This is a genomic window from Streptomyces sp. S.PB5 (assembly GCF_030403745.1).
Lineage (GTDB): Bacteria > Actinomycetota > Actinomycetes > Streptomycetales > Streptomycetaceae > Streptomyces.
In genome coordinates this window covers 480583-497243 of sequence record NZ_JAQMWP010000002.1, presented here as the reverse complement: position 1 = coordinate 497243, position 16661 = coordinate 480583, and the positions used below count along the sequence as shown (strand labels likewise).

The 16661-nt window shown below is 72.0% G+C and carries 15 protein-coding genes and 1 pseudogene; 11 read left to right on the top strand and 5 right to left on the bottom strand.

Going from position 1 to position 16661, the window contains the following annotated elements; translation table 11 throughout:
* Positions 1-99: 99 nt before the first annotated feature.
* The 4 genes from PH203_RS07040 to PH203_RS07025 all read left to right on the top strand — a co-directional run bounded on the left by PH203_RS07040 (position 100) and on the right by PH203_RS07025 (position 4070).
* Positions 100-2601 carry a nitrate- and nitrite sensing domain-containing protein gene (locus PH203_RS07040; RefSeq protein WP_289917576.1) on the top strand — a complete coding sequence of 834 codons (2502 nt, stop codon included), beginning with the start codon at positions 100-102 and terminating at the stop codon, positions 2599-2601.
* Between the two features lie 114 nt (positions 2602-2715).
* Positions 2716-3147, top strand: a complete 432-nt coding sequence (locus PH203_RS07035) for a roadblock/LC7 domain-containing protein (RefSeq protein WP_289917574.1) — start codon at positions 2716-2718, stop codon at positions 3145-3147.
* Position 3148: 1 nt separating this feature from the next.
* Positions 3149-3505 (top strand): DUF742 domain-containing protein, encoded by a 357-nt coding sequence (locus PH203_RS07030; protein WP_289917572.1) that lies wholly within the window; start codon positions 3149-3151, stop codon positions 3503-3505.
* Positions 3492-4070: an ATP/GTP-binding protein gene (locus tag PH203_RS07025; RefSeq protein WP_289917571.1), complete on the top strand. Its 579-nt coding sequence runs from the start codon at positions 3492-3494 to the stop codon at positions 4068-4070. Before PH203_RS07030 ends, PH203_RS07025 begins: the two co-directional genes overlap by 14 nt.
* 52 nt (positions 4071-4122) lie before the next feature.
* Here the strand turns inward: PH203_RS07025 and PH203_RS07020 are convergent, their stop codons facing one another.
* Together PH203_RS07020 and PH203_RS07015 are read right to left on the bottom strand one after the other, a co-directional pair.
* Positions 4123-5613 (bottom strand): aromatic amino acid ammonia-lyase, encoded by a 1491-nt coding sequence (locus PH203_RS07020; protein ID WP_289917569.1) that lies wholly within the window; start codon positions 5611-5613, stop codon positions 4123-4125.
* 45 nt (positions 5614-5658) lie between these two features.
* Positions 5659-6627: an ABC transporter substrate-binding protein gene (locus PH203_RS07015; protein WP_289917568.1), complete on the bottom strand. Its 969-nt coding sequence runs from the start codon at positions 6625-6627 to the stop codon at positions 5659-5661.
* 258 nt (positions 6628-6885) lie between these two features.
* On the opposite strand from PH203_RS07015, the gene PH203_RS07010 reads away from it, so the two are divergent.
* Genes PH203_RS07010 through PH203_RS06995 form a run of 4 tightly spaced genes read left to right on the top strand, consistent with a single transcriptional unit; the run spans position 6886 to position 11052 of the window.
* On the top strand, positions 6886-9564 hold the full coding sequence (locus tag PH203_RS07010) for an ATP-binding protein (RefSeq protein WP_289917566.1): 2679 nt from the start codon (positions 6886-6888) through the stop codon (positions 9562-9564).
* Entirely contained in the window at positions 9561-10034 is a 474-nt protein-coding gene (locus PH203_RS07005) for a roadblock/LC7 domain-containing protein (RefSeq protein WP_289917564.1), read from the top strand. Before PH203_RS07010 ends, PH203_RS07005 begins: the two co-directional genes overlap by 4 nt.
* Positions 10035-10067: 33 nt before the next feature.
* Positions 10068-10493 (top strand): DUF742 domain-containing protein, encoded by a 426-nt coding sequence (locus tag PH203_RS07000; protein ID WP_289917562.1) that lies wholly within the window; start codon positions 10068-10070, stop codon positions 10491-10493.
* A gap of 34 nt (positions 10494-10527) precedes the next feature.
* Entirely contained in the window at positions 10528-11052 is a 525-nt protein-coding gene (locus PH203_RS06995; protein WP_289918273.1) for an ATP/GTP-binding protein, read from the top strand.
* Positions 11053-11055: 3 nt separating this feature from the next.
* Here PH203_RS06995 and PH203_RS06990 read toward each other — a convergent pair whose 3' ends face one another.
* Genes PH203_RS06990 through PH203_RS06980 form a run of 3 tightly spaced genes read right to left on the bottom strand, consistent with a single transcriptional unit; the run spans position 11056 to position 13582 of the window.
* Entirely contained in the window at positions 11056-11724 is a 669-nt protein-coding gene (locus tag PH203_RS06990; protein WP_289917560.1) for an ABC transporter permease, read from the bottom strand.
* Positions 11721-12416 (bottom strand): ABC transporter permease subunit, encoded by a 696-nt coding sequence (locus PH203_RS06985; RefSeq protein ID WP_289917558.1) that lies wholly within the window; start codon positions 12414-12416, stop codon positions 11721-11723. The genes PH203_RS06990 and PH203_RS06985 overlap by 4 nt, the downstream gene beginning before the upstream one ends.
* On the bottom strand, positions 12413-13582 hold the full coding sequence (locus tag PH203_RS06980; RefSeq protein WP_289917557.1) for an ABC transporter ATP-binding protein: 1170 nt from the start codon (positions 13580-13582) through the stop codon (positions 12413-12415). Before PH203_RS06980 ends, PH203_RS06985 begins: the two co-directional genes overlap by 4 nt.
* Positions 13583-13903: 321 nt before the next feature.
* Between PH203_RS06980 and PH203_RS06975 the strand changes: the two genes are divergently transcribed.
* The 3 genes and pseudogenes from PH203_RS06975 to PH203_RS06965 all read left to right on the top strand — a co-directional run bounded on the left by PH203_RS06975 (position 13904) and on the right by PH203_RS06965 (position 16497).
* The gene (locus PH203_RS06975) at positions 13904-14989 is read left to right on the top strand and encodes a hypothetical protein (protein WP_289917555.1); all 1086 of its coding nucleotides are present in this window, start codon (positions 13904-13906) and stop codon (positions 14987-14989) included.
* 20 nt (positions 14990-15009) lie between these two features.
* The gene (locus PH203_RS06970) at positions 15010-15207 is read left to right on the top strand and encodes a YxD-tail cyclophane-containing RiPP peptide (protein WP_289917551.1); all 198 of its coding nucleotides are present in this window, start codon (positions 15010-15012) and stop codon (positions 15205-15207) included.
* Positions 15208-15319: 112 nt separating this feature from the next.
* A pseudogene (locus PH203_RS06965) lies at positions 15320-16497 on the top strand (FxsB family cyclophane-forming radical SAM/SPASM peptide maturase).
* Positions 16498-16661: the final 164 nt, after the last annotated feature.

Genomic DNA, 16661 nt, shown 5'->3' with positions numbered 1-16661 from the left:
ATCGCCTCACCCCCGACCGCTCCCCGCTGCGCCCCGCAACTCCCCATCCCCCGCTCCGCACTCCCCGTTCCACTCCCTGCTCATCGCCTAGGACGACGAATGTCTCCACGGACAGGTGCCCGGCGCCGTCTCGGCTCCATACGTCTCTCGCTGATCCTGCTGGCCCTGGTGCCCAGCGTCACCCTCACCGCACTGTGGGGTGTGACCACGACGCAGATGTTCACCGAGGGCCTGCGGCTGCGCGGACAGACCGAACTGAGCCTGTCCACCGGTGCGCTGGGCACCGACGCGACCCTCGCCCTGCAGCGGGAACGCAGTCAGTCGGCGGCCTGGCTGGCCTCCCCGCACGGCTCGCGGGCCGCGCTGGACGCACAGCGCAAGGAGACCGACAAGGCGGTCGGGAAGCTGGTCGGACAGTCCGAGGCGATCAACAACGCGCCGGCGCGCATCTCGGACCGGCTGTACTCGGTGCTGGGTTCGGTGGGCAGTCTGGAGTACTACCGGGGCCAGGTGGACAACCCGACCGACATCACTGCGGCCCAGGCCCTCGATCAGTACAGCTCGATCATCGACGAACAGATCCACGCCTTCCAGGAGCTCTCCCAGGTCGACGACGGCGACCTCACCTCGCAGGCCGGTCCGCTGGTGGCGCTGGAGCACGCGGCGGAACTGGTCTCCCAGGAGGACGCCCGGCTCACCCTCGCCTGGCCGACCGGGCATCTGACCGACGCCGAGTGGACGTCGTTCGCGAAGCTGGTCCACAGCCAGCGGTGGCTCGTCGAGGACCAGATCGTCCCGCAGCTGAGCGGCAGCGCGAAGATCCAGGCCGAGCGCATTCTGCAGAGCCCCGAGTGGCGGACGCTGACGCAGATCGAGGACCAGGTGCTCGCCGCGCGGTCGGAAGCCGCCGGCGGCAGGGTGCCGCTGCCCGATGCGGAGAAGAAGTGGACCGCCGCGCTGGACACGGTCACCACCGCGTACATCCGGCTGATCCAGGACCAGACCTCCGGGCTGCTCACGCGCAGCGCCGACAAGGCGGACAGCCTGCTGTTCACCGCCGCCTCGCTGAGCGCGGGCGGCCTGCTCGGTCTGCTGCTGTGCGTGGGCATGTCCTGGCGGATCACCCGCTCCCTGTCCCGGCGGCTGCACGGCCTGCGGGAGGCGACCCTGAGCCTCGCGGAGGAGCGGCTGCCGGACGTGGTCGCCCGGCTCGACCGGGGCGAGAAGGTCGACGTGGATCTCGCGGCACCTCCGCTGGACTACGGCGGCGACGAACTCGGCTCGGTGGCCATGGCGTTCAACAAGGCGCAGCGTACGGCCGTGCACACCGCGGTCGAACTCGCCGACACCCGGCGCGGTTTCCAGAAGGTCATCCTCGGTATCGCCCGGCAGAGCCAGAACCTCGTCAACCTCCAGCTCACCAAGCTCGACGCCCTGGAACGCCGGCACACCGACCCCGAGGTGCTGAAGGACCTCTACGAACTGGACTCCACGGCCAGCCAGTTGCGCCGGTACGAGGAGAATCTCGTCGTCGTCAGCGGGGAGCGGCCGGGACGCAGCTGGTCGGAGCCGGTCGCGCTGATCGACATCCTGCGCAGTGCGGTGGGCGAGGTCGCCGAGTACCAGCGGGCGGAGGTGCACACCGAGGAGGACGTGTTCCTGGCGCCGCCGGCGGTGGCCGATGTGATCCACCTGCTGGCCGAGCTGATCGACAACGCGACGGCGTACTCCCCCGCGCCGGCGCCCGTCACGGTGCACGCCGCGCTGGTGGCCAAGGGCCTGGCGGTGGAGGTCGAGGACCGCGGCCTCGGTATGTCGGAGGAGGAGTACGCCTCCCTCAACGCCCAGTTGGCGGTTCCTCCGCAGTTCGACGTGGTGGCCCTGGCCGACGACCTCCGCCTCGGCATGTTCGTCATCGCCCAGCTCGCCACCCGCCACGGCATCACGGTCACCCTCCGCCCTTCCCCGTACGGCGGTACGACGGCGATCGTGCTGCTGCCGCACGAGATCGTCGTGCACGAGCCCGCGGAGCCGCCGGACGCGGAACCGACCGAGGGGCAGGCCACCGCGACCAGAGTTCTCGACGGCCTGACACGCGCCGAAGCGACCGGCGGACAGGCGCACGGCAAAGCCGCGGGCCCCGCCCGGCGGGACGACGCGGCAGGCCAGGAGCAGACGCGGACCGCCGCGAACCCGGCCCTTCCCACCCGCCGGAAGGGCACCCCGGACGGTCGGGAACACGCCCGGCCCGGGGAAACCCGTCGCGCGGGTGCCGCCGAGCCGGTCACCCCGGCCGCACAACCCGGACGCCGTCCCGGTGCCGGGCCGCTGCCCCGCCGCGTCCCCCAGACCAGTCTCGCCGCCGAGCTCCGTGAGGAGGCCGTGCCCGCCGAAGAGGACGCTCACGACGACGAGTTCACCGCCGAGCGCGCCGCGTCCTCACTGGCCGGGTTCCAGCGCGGGACGCTGCGGGCGCGGGACGAGGACGGGGAGACTCCGTACGAGCGGGAGGACCCCGCCGTGGATGCGCCCGACCTCGAACTCTCGGCCGCACTGGAGCAGCCGGTACCTCCCGCTTCTCCCCGGCGCACCGACCACTGACCCCCTCAGAGCCATGACCGGGCTCTGCCCACCCACCACCGACCCACCGCCCACCTCCCACCGACCTCCCGCCAACCGCCGACCACCGTCCCGACCGCCGACGAAGGACACCCCATGACACGCCCCACCCCCGCCACCCACACCCAGCTCGACCAGCTGCTGACCGGACTCGTGGACCGGGTCGCCGAGGTGAACCACGCCGTTGTGCTGTCCGAGGACGGGCTGGTGGTCAGCAAGTCCGTCGGGTTCCTGCGGGACGACGCCGAGCGGCTGGCCGCCACCGCGTCCGGGCTCATGAGCCTCAGCAAGGGGGTCAGCATGGACTTCCGGGGCGGCCCGGTGCGGCAGGCGCTCATCGAGATGGCCAACAGCTATCTGATACTCACCTCGGCCGGGCCCGGCGCCCATCTCGTCGTCCTCACCAGCCAGGGCGCGGACGTCGGAGTCGTGGCGTACCAGATGAACATGCTGGTGAAGAAGATCGGCGAGCACCTGAGCGCGGCGCCGCGGGCGGGTATCGGCCCCGGTGCCGAGTCCGGCGCGTGAGGTGAGCGGAGGCGACACGGCGGGCCGTCTGGTACGGCCGTTCGCACTCACCCGCGGACGGACCCGGCCCAGCCGCGCCGACTTCACCCTCATCACGACGGTGACCGCGGTGGACCCGCCGCCGGCCTGGGCCCCCCGGCCGCAGCCGGAGCATCAGCGCATCCTGCGCCGGTGCGCCGAGCCGGTCGCCGTGGCGGAGCTGGCCGCCCTGCTGGACCTTCCGATGAGCGTGGTCGTCATCATGCTCTGTGACCTGCTGGAGGCGGGCCGGATCACCGCCCATCCGCCGCACCCGGCCGCGACGGCCGCGGACCTGGACCTGTTGCAGAAAGTGAGGGACGGCCTTGGCCGACTCTGACACCGCCGCCACCCGGTCGGCGCCCGACACCGTCAAGATCCTGATCGCCGGGGGTTTCGGCGTCGGCAAGACCACCATGGTCGGCTCGGTCAGCGAGATCGCCCCGCTGCGCACCGAGGAACCGCTGACCGTCGCCGGACTCGGCATCGACGACCTCGACGGCATCGAGGAGAAGACGGCCACGACGGTCGCCCTGGACTTCGGCCGGATCACCATCAGCCGGGAGCTGATCCTCTATCTCTTCGGCACCCCGGGCCAGCAGCGTTTCTGGTTCATGTGGAACGACCTCGCGCTCGGCGCGCTGGGCGCGGTCGTCCTGGTCGACGTCCGCCGCCCGAAGTCCAGCTTCGCCGCGATCGACTTCTTCGAGCGCCGGGGCATCCCCTTCGTCGTGGGTGTCAACGGCTTCCACGGCGAACACCCCTACCCGCCCGAGGAGATACGCGACGCGCTCGCTCTGCCGGACCATGTGCAGGTCCTGCTCTGCGACGCCCGTGAGCGGGAGTCGTCCCGGGACGTGCTCATCGCGCTGATCGACCAGTTGATCGCGGCCGCGGTGAAGTAGCGCTGCATTGAAGTAGTGCCGCGTTGAAGTAGTGCCGCGGTGAAGCAGCGGGCTACAACTCCGCCAGCACCGGGAGCAGTTCCACGGCGGCCGCCACGTCCGCCGTCAGCTCCCGGTCGGCCGTGCAGGACGGCAGGGCCTCGGCGGCCAGGGTGAAGGCGGGCACCGGCGGTGGCGTGTCGTGCATCCGCAACGCCCTTACGGCGGTGACGAGTTCGCACGCCATTACCGTCGCGTAGGCCTGCGTGGCCCGCAAGGTCTGGCGCGCCGCCTGTCCCGCGAAGCTCGCCGCCTCCTCCAGGCCCATGGACACCACGGCGTGGCCCGCCGAGGCCGGTGCCGCGCAGGAACGGAGTTCCGCCAGGGCCGAGTTGGCCGGGTACTCCAGGATCATCGCGCCCGAGCTGCCCTCCGGGCCCGCGGCCAGGAACGCGGGCAGGCCGGTGAGGTCCGGGCGGAGCAGGGCCGAGAGGCGGGCGGCGCAGAGCTGTGCCGTCTGCAGGACGGCCAGGTTCAGGGCGTCGAGTGCGAGTCCCAGCGGGGCCTGGAAGAAGCCGCCGTGGTGGTAGGCCGCCGTGCCGTCGGGGGCGATGAGCGGGTTCTCCGTGGGGCAGTTGATCTCCACCTCAAGGATCCGGCGCAGGGCCTCGGAGGCGTCCAGGGCACACCCGTGGACCTGCGGGAAGGCCCGGAAGCCGTACGGGTCCTGGATGCGGCGCGCGGTGACGCAGGGCATGCCGGGCCCGCCGAGCAGGCGGCGTACCTCCGATGCCGTGCGGGCCGCTCCGGGGTAGGGGCGCAGGGCGTGCACGGGGGCGGCGTAGGCCTCCAGGGAGCCGGAGACGGCGGCGAGCGAGAGGGCGCCCACGGCATGGGTCGCGCGGAGCAGGACGTCCATGTCGTGGGCGGCGAGGGCGGCTTGGCCGAGAGCGAGGGCGCTGCTGCTCTGGAGGGCGAGCGCGTCTCCGGGCTGCGGGGTGACCGGGGCGGGCAGGCCCTGGGAGGTGTCGCCGAGCCAGGGGCGTTCGCCGATGAGGGTGAGGCCGGTCTGGGCCAGGGCCGTCAGGTCGCCGGTACCGATCCCGCCGTACTCCTGGACCGCGGGGTGGACTCCGAGGCGGAGCGCTTCGACGAGGGCCTCGACGAAGGCGGGCTGGATGCCGGAGCCGCCGGCGAGGAGCTGGTTGGCGCGGACGGCGAGCATCGCGCGGATCTGGCGGGCGGGGAGCAGTGCGCCCGTGCCGGCCGCGTGGCTGCGCATCAGGCGCAGGCCGTGCTCGGTCTCGTCGTGGGCGGCCACGCTGACCGAGCGCTGGGCGCCGACGCCGGTACCGCGGCCGTAGAGGCGGCCGCCGGCCGCGAGGCGTCCCGCAGTGCGCCAGGAGCGGTGTGCCCGCTCCAGCGCCTCGGGGGCCGCGGTGGGCCGGGCGGTGCCGTCGGCGAGGCGGGCGAGGGCGGGGACGGTGAGGGTCGTGCCGTCCAGCACGACACGGGTGCCCTCCTTGCCGGAGGGCACCCGTGTCGGGTCGTCGGTCGTGTCCAACTGTGGTGTCGGTCCTGCGATGCCGGGTCGGCCCGGTGGTGTCGGTCAGTCCAGTCCGGCCGTCTTCAGCCAGGCCTTGGCGACGTCCAGCGGGTCCTTGTTGTCGAGCTGCACCTGGGAGTCCAGGTCGAGGAGCGTCTTGGTGTCCAGCTTGGCCGAGACCGCGTTGAGCGCGTCCACGCCCTCCTGGGAGAGGCCCGACTTGTATACCAGCGGGGTCACGTTGGCGAAGCCGAAGAGGTTCTCCGGGTCCTGGAGGACGACGAACCCCTCCTTGGTGATGGTCGGGTCCGTGGTGAAGATGTCCGCGGCCTGCACGGTGTTCTTCGTCAGCGCCGCCTGGGTCAGCGGGCCGCCCGCGTCGAGCGCCTTGAAGGACTTGAACTCCAGGCCGTAGACCGACTTCAGGCCGAGCAGGCCCTGCTGCCGGGTCTGGAACTCGGGCGAGCCGCCGATGACGAGCTCGGGAGCGGCGTCCTTGAGGTCGGCGAGGGTGGACTCATTGGTGAGGCTGTACTTCTTCGCGGTCTCCGCGTTGATGCTGACGGAGTCCTTGTCCTCGGCGGGCGAGGACTCCAGCAGCGTCAGCTTGCTGTCGAGCTTCGTCTTGACCGCCGAGTTCACCGCCTCGGCCGTCTTCTGCTCGGCCTTGGGGTCGAGGTAGGACAGCAGCGAGCCGTTGTACTCCGGCAGGACCGTGATGGACCCGCTCTTGAGCAGGCCGTAGGTCACCTCGCGGCTGCCGATGTTGGGCTTGTAACTGACCTTGATTCCCTTGGCCTTGAGGGCCTCGCCGTAGATGTCGGCGAGGAGGATGCTCTCGGCGAAGTTGTTGGAGCCGACGACGACGGTGTCGGTGCTGCCGTTGTCGCTCCCCTTGTCGTTCTGGAGCGGATCGGACGTGTCGTCGGATGAGCCGCATCCCGCCAGCAGGGCCGCCGCGGCGGCGAGCGCGACGACTGCCGCGCCGGGATGCTTCCGGAGGGACCTGCTGCGTGGGGCGTTGGAAGTCACGCCCTGATCCAATCCAGCCGGTTCTCGGTCAGTCAAGTGCAGCCTGGTCACCAATTGGCGTCAATGCGCGTCCGGTTGTGAAAGTGCGAGGGATGAGCCGACATCTGGGAGTCCTGGTGATGTAACGGATTCTTGACTCAGCGTGGCATGATCGGTCCACCGAAGAACAGGTAGTCTCCGGGTCGTTGGCGTTCGGACACGAAAAGATTCGGTCACGTGAAGGCTTTGCGCGCCGTAGACCCCCATGAAGGAGGCCTGGTGGCCACGCAAGAGGCGGCACCGCCGTCGGCCCCGGGGGGCATACGGGGGTTCGCCGACCGCCGGCCCTTCCGGCACAAGCTCAACGCGCTGGTCGGCGTGCCGCTCGCCGTGGTCGCGATACTGCTCGCCTATCTGATCACCGACCAGATAGGGCAGTCCTCGGACGCGGCGGACGCGGCACGGCTCGTGCGCAACAGCAGCGAGGTCGCGATCCTGGTGGACCGGCTGGAGGCCGAGCACCAGCAGGCCATCCTGCTCTCCGTGCGCCATGAGGCGACCAACGACGGCGGCACCCCCTCGCAGTCCCCCTACCGCGACGCACAAGTCGCCACCGACACCCAGGTCGAGAAGGTCCGCAAGGCCTTCGGCGCCGGTCTCCCGGACGGCGAGGCCCAGGCACTCAAGGACATCGAGGGACTGGAGAGCCTGCGCAACACCGTCGAGCAGGCCTATCTGCCCGCCGACAACATCGACCCGGCGTACACCAGCGCAGCCAAGGCCCTGATCGACGGCCTCGGCCTCGACCGCAACCCGGCCCTCGCGGCCACCTTCACCGGCAACCTCCTCGACTCGCTGCTGCGCGCCGACGCCGCCCACAGCTCCTTCGAGACCGGTGTCTTCTCCGCGACGACCGGTGACTCCAACGCGCTCATCGAGTTCATCGGTGCGGTCGGCTCCCACGACGAGTACCTCCACCAGGCCGACCGGTTCGCCCGGTTCGCCACCGAGGCGCAGGCGGAGCAGCTCAGCGGGATCCAGCACAACAGCGCGCAGGCCGTCATCGACCGGCAGTACGCCTTGCTGCAGATCGACCCGAGCTCCCTCCAGGCGGACTCGCCCGCCGAGGTGAAGGCGGCCTTCAAGTCGGCGCTCGACTCCTACGGCTCCTACCGCAAGCAGGCGAGCATCCGGCTCGGGATCGCCACCACGCTGATCGACCAGATCGCCGACCGCGCCGACCAGGCCTCCGACGACTCGCTGCACAACGCCGTCCTGCTACTGGGTCTCGCCCTGTTCGGCTTCGTCCTCTGGCTGGCGTTCTCGGTGGCGGTACGCCGCTCCGTGGTCCGCCCGGTGCAGGCGCTGACCGGCGCGGCCCGGCAGGTCGCCGGCGTCGCCGACCGGGAGCTGGCCCGGGTGGCCGACGACGACGCCGAGGACGACGGCCCGGTGCGGCTGGGCACCGTGCCGGTGACGGCACCCGACGAGATCGGCGAGCTCGCCGAGGCCTTCAACCACGTGCAGGCCACCGCGGTCGCGCTCCTCGAACGCCAGGTGCTCAGCCGCCGCAACACCGCCGAGATGTTCGGCAACGTCGGCCGCCGGGTCAGCAACCTGACCTCCCGTCAGCTGGCGCTGATCGACGCGGTGGAGCGCGGCGAGACCGACCCCGAGCTCCTCGAACGCCTCTACAGCATCGACCACATCGCGGTGCGTCTGCGCCGCAACGCCGACAGCCTGATGCTGCTCGCCGGCATCCGCGAGTCCGTCCTGGCCGCCGGACCCACGGCGCTCACCAACGTCGTACGGGCCGCGCTCGGCCAGATCGAGGGCTTCCAGCGGGTGCAGCTGCTCGCGCGGACCGAGATCCTGGTGGAGCCGGACGTCATCGGCGACCTCACGCTGATGGTGGCCGAACTCGTCGAGAACGCCGTGTCGTTCTCGCCCGCGGACAGCCCTGTCGAGGTGTTCGTGCAGAACACCGCCGACGGCGCGGCGATCGTCATCGCCGACCACGGCCTCGGCATGGACCCCGAGCGGCTCGACGAGGAGAACGCCCGTATCGTCCGCCGCGAACGCCTCGACCTCGTCCCCACGAAGGTGCTCGGCCTGTTCGTGGTCGGCACGCTGTCGCGCCGCTGGGGCATCGACGTCGCCCTCTCCCGCACCCCGGGCGGCGGTGTCACGGCCGAGGTGGCCCTGCCGCCGGAACTGCTGCTGGCGAAGGCCGCGGTGGCACCGGCGCCGACCACGCCGGCCACGGAAGCGGACGACTCCGGACCACGCCCGTCGGAGACGGACCCGCTCCCCGACGACGAGCACAGCCCCCTGCCCCGCCGGGTGCGCCGCCCCGAGGCGACGGACACTCCGGCCGCCGAGGAGCCCGCGACGGCGGCGCCGAGCGACACGGCCGGGGCACCGGCGGAAGCCGGGACGGCCGCGCCGGCGGCTCCGGCTGCCGACGCCACGGCCGAGGCAGCCGCTTCGGCGAGCGACCCGGCCACGGAAGGGGCTCCGGCCACGGACGGCAGCTCCGACGAGGCCGTGACTCCGGCTACGGCGGACGCCCCGGTCACATCGGCGGCGTCCGGCTCGCACGACGCCCCGCCCGCTTCCCAGGCCTCCTCCTCGTCCTCCGACGGCCTGCCCTACATCCCCCAGGCCCGCACGGAGGAGCCGCCGCCCCCCGGCGGGACCTCCGGCACGGCCCGCCCGTTGCGCCGTCGCGTCCGTGGCGCCACCCTTCGTAACAACGCCGAGGCCGGCCCGCACGGCGCCCGCCAGGCCCCCCGCCCCGCCGACGCGGACGCCGTCCGTGCCGCCCTCGAGGAGTTCGAGGCCGCGGTGGAGCGGGCGCACCGAGACAGCGTCGAGGAAGCCGCCGTCGCGACCACATCCCCCGTCACCCCCCACGAGCAGGACCAGAACCACCTCCCGGAAGGAGCGGAACAGTGAGTACGTCGACAGGTGACACTCCGGCGGGAAGCACCGCGGCCGAACTGCAGGCCGCCGCAGCCGACTTCACTTGGCTGCTGAACCGATTCGCGACCGAGACGGCGGGCGTCGTCGACGCCATCGCCGTCTCCTCCGACGGACTGCTCATCGCGGTCTCCGAGCTGCGCGAGCAGGCCGACTCCGAGCGCCTCGCCGCGATCGTCTCCGGCATCACCAGCCTGGCGGCCGGGGCGTCCGGCAACTACGGCCTCGGCGGCCTCAACAAGGTCATCATCGACCTGGAGGGCGGCCATGTGCTGGTCTCCGCGATCGGCAGCGGCGCCGTCCTCGGCGTGGTCACCGACAAGGAGGCCAAGCTGGGCAACATCGCCTACGAGATGACGGTGTTCGCCAACCGGGCCGGCAGCGCGCTCAGCCCCCAGTTGGTCCTGGCGCTGAAGAACAGCGTCGGCTCTCCCTCGGCCCTCTGACCGCTCCCCGACCGAGACCAGGACGGACACGCCATGGCGGACGGCATCCAGCCCCCGGGACCCGACCCGGTCGGGCCCGCCCCCGCTGTGCGCCCGTTCCTGGTCACCGCCGGCCGGGTGGCGGCCGGACCGTCGGGCCGGACCATGCCCGTCGAGACCCAGGTGGTCGCCACCGCCGAGGGGCTCGACGCGCTCGGCCGGCTCTCCTTCGAGCAGCACGACATCGTCGCCGCCTGCCGGCTCCCGCAGTCCATCGCGGAACTCGCGGCCCGGCTGCGGCTGCATCTCAACGTGGTGCGGGTCCTCGCCGAGGACCTGCGCGAGGAGGGGCAGTTGACGGTGCACGTGCCCGACTCCGAGGCCACGCACGACGCTTCCGTCCTGCGCCGACTGATCGATGGCCTGCGGGCCATCCCGGACTCCCGAAAGGTGCCCCGTGACAACGGCGACAACGGCTGAACGGGCCGTGGTGAGGCCGCCGCTGCCGGTCAAGATGGTGATCGCGGGCGGCTTCGGCGTGGGCAAGACCACGGCCGTCGGCTCGATCTCCGAGATCGAGCCGCTCACCACGGAGGCGGCGATCACCGAGGTCGCGGCCGGTGTGGACGACCTGACGCACACCCCGCGCAAGACCACGACCACGGTCGCGATGGACTTCGGCTGCATCACCATCGACCCGAGCCTGAAGCTCTATCTGTTCGGTACGCCCGGGCAGGAGCGGTTCGGGTTCATGTGGGACGACATCGTCGAGGGGGCGGTGGGCGGCCTGGTGATCGTGGACACGCGGCGGCTCGACGACTGCTATGCGGCCGTCGACTACTTCGAGCACCGGAGGATTCCGTTCGCCGTCGCCGCGAACGCGTTCGACGGGCGGGTCGAGCACAGCCTGGAGGAGATCCGGTGGGCACTGGACGTCTCCGAGCAGGTGCCCGTCATCGTCTTCGACGCACGTGAACAGGGCTCCGTCCGGGACGCGTTGCTGGTCGTGCTGGAACTGGCCCTGAAAAGGGCCGAGTAGCCGTCACGCGGGCCGGCGGACCCCGCGTGACACCGCCACCCGTCCCACCGCCCAGAACAGCGCCAGCGTCAGCAGCGCCAGCCCCGCCACCAGCGTCGCTCCGCCCACCACCTTCTCGTAGTTGCGCTGGTACAGGCCGTCCACGATGTAGCGGCCGAGCCCACCCAGGCTCACGTACGCCGCGATCGTCGCGGTCGAGACGATCTGGATCGCTCCGGAGCGCAGACCGCTGAGGATCAGCGGGAGCGCCGCCGGGAGTTCCACCTGGAACAGCACCCCGGTCTCGCTCATGCCCATGCCCCGTGCCGCGTCCACCGGTGAGGGGTCCACGGAGCGGATCGCCTCGTAGGTGGTGACCAGGATGGGCGGTACGGCGAGGATCACCAGCGGGATCATCACGTTCACCAGGCCGAAGCCCAGCAGCAGGGTCATCAGGACCAGGAGGCCGAAGGTCGGCAGGGCGCGGCCCGCGGTGGCGATCATCGACAGGACGTTCCCGCCGCGGCCGGTGTGGCCGGTGATCAGGCCGACCGGCAGACCGATGGCGGCGGCGAGGGCCAGTGCCTCCAAGGTGTAGCCGATGTGTTCGCCGAGGCGGGTGGGGATGCCGTCGTAGCCCTGCCAGTGGGCGCTGTCGCTGAAGAAGGCGTTGATGAAGTTGAGCAGGTTCACCGGGCTGCCTCCTTCAAGGCGGGGGTGGCCCTGCGCTTGGTGCGGGCCGCGTTCGGCATCCACGGCGTCAGCAGACGGCGCAGCAGGACCAGCAGGATGTCGGCGAGGATCGCCAGCCCGGCCATGGACAGGATGGCGTTCACGGCGAGTTCGGGCCGGTTGTAGATGTTGGCGTCGTTGATCAGGTTGCCGAGGGCGCCCTGGTTGCCGATGAGGGTGCCGATGCTGACGAGCGAGATGCTCGACACCGTGGCCACCCGGGTTCCCGCGATGATCGCCGGTACCGCGATCGGCAACTGGACCTGGACGTAACGGCGTACGGGGCCGAAGCCCATCGCGGTCGCGGCGGCGAGGGTCTCCTGGGGGACCGAGCGGACGCCGTCGACGATCGCCGGGACCAGGACGACGAGGCTGTAGACGGTGAGCGGGATCATCACCGTCAGTTCGGTGATGCCGGTGTAGTCGATGAGCAGCACGAAGAAGGCGAGCGACGGGATGGCGTAGAGCACGGTCGTCACCCACAGCACGGGCGGGTACAACCAGCGGAAGCGCACGCAGAGCTGGGCGAGCGGCAGCGAGATCAGCAGTCCGGCGAGCACCGGCAGCAGGGCCTCGCGCAGATGCAGTCCGACCAGGCCGAGCCAGGTGTGCTGGAGGTCGCTGGGGATGTCGAACATCTGGTCCCAGTTCATCCGGCGACCTTGCCGTTCGAGACCTTGCCGTTCGAGACCTTGTCGTTCGAGACCTTCGCGTCCGTGCGTCCGTGTTCCTCGTGGGCGCCCCGGATGGCCTCCGCGATGGCCTGCTGGGAGACCACCCCGGCGACCCGGCCGTCGGCGTCCACGGCGACCGCCCACCCGGTCGGTGAGAGCACCGCGCAGTCCAGTGCGGCCCGCAGCGAGTCGGTGCCCGCGACGAACGGCCGCCCGTGCGAGAGCAGTCGACCGGCATCGGCCGGCAGCTGCTGTGGCTCGCTCCATCCGAGGGGCTTGCCCTCCGCGTCCGTCACGAGGACGTAGGGGGCGCCGGCGAGGTCGCGGGCCGCGAGCTGCTCGGCCGTGGTGCCGGCCGTGACGACCGGCCCGGTCGCCAACGTCAGCCCCGCCGAGGAGAAGAAGGACAGTCGGCGGATGCCGCGGTCCGCGCCCAGGAAGTCCTCCACGAACTCGTCCGCCGGGGCGGACAGGAGCTCGGCGGGCGGAGCGTACTGGGCGAGCTTGCCGCCGGTGCGCATCACGGCGACCATCGTGCCGATCTTCACCGCCTCGTCGATGTCGTGGGTGACGAAGACGATGGTCTTGCCCAACTCCTCCTGGATGCGCAGGAGTTCGTCCTGGAGCCCCTTGCGGACGATGGGGTCGACGGCGGAGAACGGCTCGTCCATGAGCAGGACCGGCGGGTCGGCGGCCAGCGCCCGGGCGACGCCGACGCGCTGCTGCTGGCCGCCGGAGAGCTGGTAGGGGTAGCGCCGGGCGAGCGAGGCGTCGAGGCCGACGCGCTCCATCAGCTCGCGGGCGCGTGCGCGGGCCTTGTCCTTGCTCCAGCCGAGGAGGCGGGGCACGGTGGCGATGTTGTCGATGATCGTGCGGTGCTGGAAGAGCCCGGCGTTCTGGATGACGTAACCCATGGACCTGCGCAGGGTGTTGACCGGCTGCCGCATGATGTCCCGGCCGTCCAGGGAGATGGTGCCCTCGGTGGGCTCGACCATCCGGTTGATCATCCTGAGGGTGGTGGTCTTGCCGCAGCCCGAGGGGCCCACGAGGACCGTGATCGACCGGTCGGGTATCTCCAAGGAGAGCCGGTCGACCGCCACCGTGCCGTCCGGGTACCGCTTGGTGACTGAATCTATCCGTATCAAAACGCCGAATACCCTTCGGGTCTGGCCGAGATGGACCGCATTCGACCGCGGTGAGGCGGGTCGTTGCGCTGAGTGTAAACCGCTCGGGTTTCGGTACTTCAGGGGGCGTATTACGGATCGGCGGCCGGAAAGCGCTGTTGACCGGGCAGTGCGCTCGTACTGTCATGGAGTTCGCACGCATCCGGCCGTCCATGACGAGGAGCGCGACGTGAGTGAGTGGCACAGCCGTCCGGTGCGGTGCCCCGTCGCACACACGTCTCACACCAGTGACCGAAACGGTACCCCCGTCACCGCTCCTGCGCGCCGGGGCCGGTGACGGCGATGGCCTCCGGTGGAGCGGCCACGGGCGGCGGCCCCCATCTCCCTTCCGCACTGCCCGGCCGGCCCGGATTCGATCCGGCGGTGCTGGCCCGCGGCCGGCTGCTCCTCGCGCTCGCCGACGACGCCCGGGGGCGGGACGCGGCCGACGAGGCACGGACGCTGGCGCTGCGGGCGGCCGCGGACTTCGAGAACGGCGTACGGCTCAGCGGCCGGCACAGCGCCCCCTCCGCCGTACGCTGCCGGGCCCTGCTCGACCTGGCCGAGGCGCGGGCCGTGGCCGCCGGGGACACCGGGCATCCCGGGGTGCTCCAGGCGCTGCGGCAGGCGGTGGAGGTGGTCCGCGACCAGGGCCCGGAGCTGCGGGTGCCCGCGCTGCGGCGCCTGGCCGAGGCGCACTCCGCCCGCTACCGGCACACCGCCGAACCGGCCGAACTGGTCGCCGCGGACGCCTTGTTCACCCAGGCGGAATCCCTGGTCGAGCGGGACGACCCGGTGCGGGCGGAGCTGCTGGCGGGCCGTGGCGAGGCACTGGTCGCCCGGGCCGAGCACGCGGGCGAGCTGGCGGTGGCCACCGAGGCCGTGCGGGTGCTGCGGGCGGCGCTGGCGCTGACGCCGGGCAGTGATCCTCATCTGGCCGACCGGCAGCTGCTGTTCGGGCGGGCGCTGCGCCATCACCACGGCGCGGGCGGAACCCCGACCGATCTGCACGAGGCCGAGTGGGTGCTGGCCCGTGCGGCCCGGGGTGCGCGCGACGACCGTACGGCGGCCCTGGCGTGGCTGGAGCGCGGCGATGTGCTCCTGGGGCTCGCCGGGCGGGCCGGGGCGCCGGAGTGGCTGGACCGGGCGTCCGAGTCGTACCACCACGCCGTACGCAGTGCGGACCGGGCCGGTGCACCGCTGCTGGCCGCCCGGGCGCACCACCAGCGCGGGGTGGTCCTGGAGCGCACGGCGGGACCCGAGCACGCGCTGGAGTCGTACCGGACGGCATGGACCCTGTGGCAGCGGGCAGGGGCGGCACAGGGGCCACAAGCCCAGTCCGCCCAGTCGACGTACGAGCGCATGACCGCGCTCGGCGGAACGGACTGAGAGCCGAAAGGGAGTGCAGGGTGACGGAATTGGCCGGACGGGAGGGATCCGCGGGGACCCCGCTGCCCGACTACCGGGACGTCGATCTGACCGCGCTGCGGGCCCGGGTGGACCACCCCGTGCTCGGTGCGGTGCTGGCCACGCTGCTGGCCCGGTCCTGCGCCGCCGACGGCGGTCTTGTGGCGTATCACGAGGACTCCCCGGGGGTAGAACGGTAGCGGCGGCACGGGGCCTGCCGGGGGAGGCGATGCTGTGCAGACGGCTTCGGACGACAGCTTACGGATCGCCCGGGACCGGGAGTCGGCGCCGTGGCCGCATGCCGAACTGGACGTGGCGGCCGTCCGGCGAGCGGGGCAGAAGCCCTTCCCCTTCCGGCAGTTCGTCCTGAAGGTGCACAGCCGCTGCAATCTCGACTGCTCCTACTGCGTCATCTACCAGGGTGAGGACGCCAGTTGGCGCCGGCGCCCGGCCCGGGTGTCGCCCGGTGCGATGCGGCAGACCGCCCTGCGCATCGCCGAACACGCCACCGCCCATGGGCTGTCGGAGGTGCGGATCGACCTGCACGGCGGTGAACCGCTGCTGTCCGGTGCGTAGACGGCCCTGGAGTACACGGCCGCCGTGCGCGCGGCACTGCCCGCCGGCATCGCGCTGCGCACCACCGTGCAGAGCAACGGCACCCTGATCACCGAGCACACCCTGGACCGGCTCGCGGACGCGGGCGTCCGCGTCGGGCTGAGCCTGGACGGCGGCACCGCGCACCTCAACAGGCGGCGCGTGGACCGGGCCGGGCGCTCGTCGTGGCCGGCGGCGGCGCGGGCCGCCCGGCTCCTCGCGGACCGGCCCGAGCTGTACGCCGGGATCCTGTGCGCCATCGACATCACCAGCGACCCCGCCGAGGTGTACGCCTCCCTGGCCGAGCTGCGCCCGCCCCGCCTGGACCTGCTGCTGCCGCACGCCAACTGGTCGAACCCCCCGCCGGGCCCGCCCGCCCGCGCGCCGGGCGTCCGGACCTCCGTGCCGACCCCTTACGGCGACTGGCTGGCGGCCGCCTTCGACCTCTGGTGGGACGGCGCGCCTGACGGCTCGCAGCCCCGGGTGCGACTGTTCACGGAGGTCGTGGCACTGCTGCTCGGGGTGCCCAGCACCACCGAGTCGGTGGGCCTCTCCCCGACCTGCGCGGTGGTCGTGCACACCGACGGCTCCATCGAGCAGATCGACCCCTGAACCTCGCCTACGACCAGGCGACCGCCACCGGCCTCGACGTCTTCGACGACGCCTTCGACGCGGCCCTCGACCATCCGGGGATCGTCGCCCGCCAGCTCGGCGTGGAGGGCCTCGCGGACGAGTGCCGGGCCTGCCCGGTGGGCCGGGTCTGCGGCGGCGGCAACTACGGCCACCGCTATGCGCGCGGTACGGGGTTCCGGCACCCCTCGGTGTTCTGCGCCGACCTGGAGCGTCTGATACGGCACGCGGCCGGGCGGCTGAGCGCGGTGATGCCCCCGGATTGAGCGGCGCATCGCTTACAGTGCACGCGCATCATGTGCATACACAGCTGGGCCATGAGACGACTCTGCTGCGCTGGGACCCCCCGCTGCGGATCCCGCTCGCCGACGCGCTGCGCAATCTGCTGCAGGCGCCGGGCCGGGTGCTGCTCGTGCTGGACGACTGGTAC

Bases quoted from the DNA above. Each gene is read 5' to 3' on its own strand.
- PH203_RS06985 (WP_289917558.1), bottom strand. From the start codon at position 12,416: ATGAACTGGGACCAGATGTTCGACATCCCCAGCGACCTCCAGCACACC.
- PH203_RS07040 (WP_289917576.1), top strand. From the start codon at position 100: ATGTCTCCACGGACAGGTGCCCGGCGCCGTCTCGGCTCCATACGTCTC.
- PH203_RS07035 (WP_289917574.1), top strand. From the start codon at position 2,716: ATGACACGCCCCACCCCCGCCACCCACACCCAGCTCGACCAGCTGCTG.
- PH203_RS07000 (WP_289917562.1), top strand. From the start codon at position 10,068: ATGGCGGACGGCATCCAGCCCCCGGGACCCGACCCGGTCGGGCCCGCC.
- PH203_RS06975 (WP_289917555.1), top strand. From the start codon at position 13,904: ATGGCCTCCGGTGGAGCGGCCACGGGCGGCGGCCCCCATCTCCCTTCC.
- PH203_RS06995 (WP_289918273.1), top strand. From the start codon at position 10,528: ATGGTGATCGCGGGCGGCTTCGGCGTGGGCAAGACCACGGCCGTCGGC.